3 protein-coding genes are annotated in these 4,527 nt (G+C 62.1%); all 3 read right to left on the reverse strand.

Annotation, left to right across the window (positions count from 1 at the left end; all coding sequences use genetic code 11):
* Window positions 1-68: 68 nt before the first annotated feature.
* The 3 genes from gcvP to gcvT all read right to left on the reverse strand — a co-directional run bounded on the left by gcvP (window position 69) and on the right by gcvT (window position 4,514).
* The gene (gene gcvP, locus AC2FJZ_RS22195) at window positions 69-2,924 is read right to left on the reverse strand and encodes an aminomethyl-transferring glycine dehydrogenase (protein WP_496780394.1); all 2,856 of its coding nucleotides are present in this window, start codon (window positions 2,922-2,924) and stop codon (window positions 69-71) included.
* 111 nt (window positions 2,925-3,035) lie between these two features.
* Complete coding sequence (gcvH, locus tag AC2FJZ_RS22200) at window positions 3,036-3,401, reverse strand: glycine cleavage system protein GcvH (protein WP_496674478.1); 366 nt, start codon at window positions 3,399-3,401, stop codon at window positions 3,036-3,038.
* Between the two features lie 18 nt (window positions 3,402-3,419).
* Window positions 3,420-4,514, reverse strand: coding sequence for a glycine cleavage system aminomethyltransferase GcvT (gcvT, locus tag AC2FJZ_RS22205; protein ID WP_496780396.1), 1,095 nt, complete (start codon window positions 4,512-4,514; stop codon window positions 3,420-3,422).
* Window positions 4,515-4,527: the final 13 nt, after the last annotated feature.

A 4,527-nucleotide genomic window follows, 5' to 3' on the forward strand; every position in this document is an offset into this window, starting at 1 on the left:
CAAATCAGAACATGAGTTTCCGATTGGCGAAAACCCCGCCTGTTTTTGGCGGGGTTTTGTTTTTGCGTTTACTCGGCGGCGTCTGCGTATGCGTCCATTGGGGGGCATGTGCAGACGAGGTTTCTGTCGCCATATGCGTTGTCGACGCGGTTGACGGGAGACCAGTATTTGTCGACGCCGATGGAGCCCGGCGGGAAGCAGGCCTGTTCACGGGTGTAGGGGCGGTCCCAGTCGCCGACCAGATCGCGCACCGTGTGGGGGGCGTTTTTCAGCGGGTTGTTCTCCGCGTCGATCTTACCGTCGATGATGTCCTGCGCTTCCGAGCGGATCGAGAGCATGGCGTCGCAGAAACGGTCCAGTTCCGCCATGGGTTCCGATTCCGTGGGCTCCACCATCAGGGTGCCCGCCACCGGCCAGGACATGGTCGGCGCGTGGAAGCCTGAATCGACCAGACGTTTGGCGATGTCGTCGACGCTGACATGCGCGGCCTCGTCCAGCGGACGGGTGTCGAGGATGCATTCATGCGCCACGCGACCCGTTTCCGAGGTGTAGAGGATCGGATAGGCATCGCTCAGGCGCGCCGCGATATAGTTGGCGTTCAGGATCGCCACCTTGGTCGCCTGTGTCAGACCCGCGCCGCCCATCAGCAGCACATAGGCCCACGAGACCGGCAGGATCGAGGGCGAGCCAAACGGCGCCGCCGAGACCGGACCCACAGCAGTGCCATATTCCGGGTGGCCCGGCAGGTGCTCGGTCAGGTGCGCCTTGACGCCGATCGGGCCCATGCCGGGGCCGCCGCCACCATGCGGGATGCAGAAGGTCTTGTGCAGGTTCAGGTGGCTGACGTCACCGCCAATGTCACCCGGGCGCGACAGACCCACCATGGCGTTCATGTTGGCCCCGTCGATATAGACCTGACCGCCGTGATCATGGGTGATCTGGCAGACCTCCTGCACGGTGGTCTCGAACACACCATGGGTGGACGGATAGGTGATCATGCAGGCGGCCAGATGGTCGGAGTGCTTCTCGGCCTTGGCGCGGAAGTCGGCGATATCGATGTTGCCATTCTCATCCGCCTGTACCGGCACAACCTGCCAGCCCACCATCTGCGCCGAGGCCGGGTTGGTGCCATGCGCCGAGGTCGGGATCAGGCAGACGTTCCGCTGCCCCTGCCCGCGGGCGAAGTGATAGTTGCGGATGGTCAGAAGACCCGCATATTCGCCCTGCGCGCCCGAGTTGGGTTGCTGGCTGATCGCGTCATAACCGGTGATCTGGCACAGCTTGTCGTTCAGATCCGCAATCATCTCGTGATAGCCCTGCGCCTGATCTTCCGGGCAGAACGGATGCAGATTGCCGAACTCGGGCCAGGTGACCGGGATCATCTCGATCGTGGCGTTCAGCTTCATGGTGCAGGACCCCAGCGGGATCATCGCCCGGTCCAGCGCCAGATCGCGGTCGGCCAGACGGCGCATATACCGCGTGATCTCGGCCTCGGCCCGGTTCTGGTGGAAGATCGGGTGGGTCAGATAGGCGCTTTCACGCAGGGCGTAATCCGGCAGGCGGTATTGCTTGTTCGAACTGTCATCCGCCCGGTCGATGCCAAAGGCCCCCCAGACTGCCTCGATGGTCTCGGGCCGGGTCTGTTCGTCCAGGCTGATGCCCACTTTCGTGTCACCCACCTTGCGCAGGTTGACGCCCCGGGCCACAGCGGCCTCCATCACCACGTTCTGCAGATGACCAACTTCGACCGTGATGGTGTCGAAGAACACCTCCGGCTCCACGGCAAAGCCCGCCTCTTCCAGACCGGCGGCCAAGCGCGAGGTCTTGCGGTGCACCGATTGCGCGATGGCCTTGATGCCATCGGGACCATGGTACACGGCATACATCGAGGCAATGACAGCCAGCAGCGCCTGCGCGGTGCAGACGTTCGAGTTGGCTTTCTCGCGGCGGATATGCTGCTCGCGGGTTTGCAGCGACAGGCGGTAGGCCTTGTTGCCGCGGCTGTCGATGCTGACACCGATGATCCGGCCCGGCATCGAGCGCTTCAGCTTGTCGGTGGTTGCCATATAGGCGGCGTGCGGGCCACCATAGCCCATCGGAACGCCAAAGCGCTGGGTCGAGCCGATGGCAATGTCTGCACCCATCTCGCCGGGGGACTTCAGCAGTGCCAGCGACAGGATGTCGGCAGCAACAATGGCAATGGCTTTATGTTCATGCAGCGCCGCGATCTCGTTGGTGAAGTCGCGCACATGGCCATGGGTGCCGGGATACTGGAAGATGGCGCCAAAGACGGAACCTGCGTCCAGCGTATCCGGGTCGGCCACCTGCACGTCGATGCCCAGAGGCTCGGCGCGGGTCTTGATCACGGCGATGGTCTGCGGGTGGCAGTTCTTGTCGACGAAGAAGGCCGCGTTGTTGGCCTTGGACCGGCCGCCGCGCTTGGCCATCGCCATCGCTTCCGCCGCAGCAGTGGCTTCGTCCAGCAGGGACGCGTTGGCCACGTCCAGCCCGGTCAGGTCGCTGACCATGGTCTGGAAGTTCAGCAGCGCCTCAAGTCGGCCCTGGCTGATCTCGGGCTGATAGGGCGTGTAGGCGGTGTACCAGGCCGGGTTTTCCAGGATGTTGCGCAGGATCGGTGCCGGCGTGGTGGTGCCGTAATAGCCCTGACCGATCAGCGAGGTCAGAACCTTGTTCTTGCTCGCCACCTCTTTCATGTGAAAGAGCGCATCGCGTTCCGTCATCGCCGGACCCCAGTCCAGCGGCTCTTTCTGCCGGATCGCGGGCGGGACGGTGGCGTCGATCAACTCGTCCAGTGTCTTGAAGCCAATCACCTTGAGCATGTCGCGCATCTCGGTGGGTGACGGGCCAATATGGCGGCGATTGGCGAAGTCATAGGCTTCGTAGTCGGTCAGTTTGAAGGCCATTGCAGCGCTCCTATGGATAGGTCAGGTCCGGCGGAGGCTGCAGGAGCCTCCGGCGGGGATATTTTTAGCCAGATGAAGGAGCGGATCCGTGAAAGGCTCCGCCGTTCGGAGTCAGCCGATGAAGGCTTTGTAGCCGGCCTCGTCCATCAGATCTTCCAGCTGCGATGCGTCGCTGATTTTGATCTTGTAGATCCAGGCTTCGCCCTCGGGGTCTTCGTTCAGCGAACCGGGGTTGTCGGCCAGCGCCTCGTTCACTTCAACGATCTCGCCATCCACCGGAGCATAAAGCTCGGACGCGGCCTTGACGGATTCGATCACGCCGATCTCGCCGCCTTTTTCGAACTCGTCGCCCGCTTCCTGCTGCTCGACAAAGACCACCTCACCCAGCTGCTCGGCTGCGTGTTTGGTGATGCCCAGCGTGGCGGTGTCGCCCTCAACGGTCAGCCATTCATGCTCTTCGGAATAATAGGTTGCCATCTTGTCTTTCTCCTGACTTCAACGCTTGTAATTCTGGGTGACAAAGGGCAGCGCCACGATCTGCGCCGGTTGCGCCTTGCCCCGGATGATCAGGTTCACCTTCTCGCCCGGCTCGCCATGGCCTTTGCTCACATAGCCCATCGCAACGGGGCCACCCACCGTGGGGCCAAAGCTGCCCGAGGTGATCTGACCGATCGTGTTGCCCTCGAGGCATTGCACTTCCACGCCCTGACGCGCAGGCGCGCGGCCATCGGGCTGGATGCCCACCAGCTTGCGGGCAGCCCCCTCGGCCAGTTCCTTTTGCACACGCTCGGCGCCCGGGAACCCGCCTTCTTCTTTGCGACGCTTCTGGATCGCCCAGCCGAGGCTGGCCTCAATCGGTGAGGTGCTCTGGTCGATGTCATTGCCATAAAGGCACAGACCCGCCTCCAGCCGCAGGCTGTCGCGCGCGCCCAGACCCGCCGGTTCGCAATCCTCATGTGCCAGGAAGGCCTTGCTGACCTCAATCGCCTTGTCCTCGGGGATCGAAATCTCGTAGCCATCCTCGCCGGTATACCCAAGGCGTGAGATGCGGCATGCGACGCCGTTGATATCGGCCACAGTGGTTTCCATGAACTTCAGGTCCCGGGCGGCAGGGCAAAGCTCGCCCACCACATCTTCGGCCTTGGGGCCTTGCACCGCCACCAGTGCGCGGTCGAAAATCTCGGTCACTTCGACGCCATCCAGATTGGCCTGCATATGCGGTATGTCCTGATGCCGCAGCGCCGCGTTCACCACCACAAAGAAATGATCGCCCGCGTTCGACACGATCAGGTCATCCATGATCCCGCCTTCCGGGTTCGTAAAGAACCCGTATCGCGCCTTGCCTTCCTTCAGCGTCGCATAAGCCTGCGGGCACAAAGCTTCCAGCTTCTCGCCCACATTCTCACCCCGAAGGATCACCTGACCCATATGAGACACATCAAACAACGCCGCCTTCTCACGACACTGCTTATGTTCGCCCATAATCCCCAAAGGATACTGAACAGGCATCTCCCAACCAGCAAAATCAACCAGCTTACCACCCAACTCAACATGCAACGAATGCAAAGGCGTGCGTTTAAGTGAAGTCATTGCGGATACCTTT

Source organism: Ruegeria sp. CDSA079 (assembly GCF_059612245.1).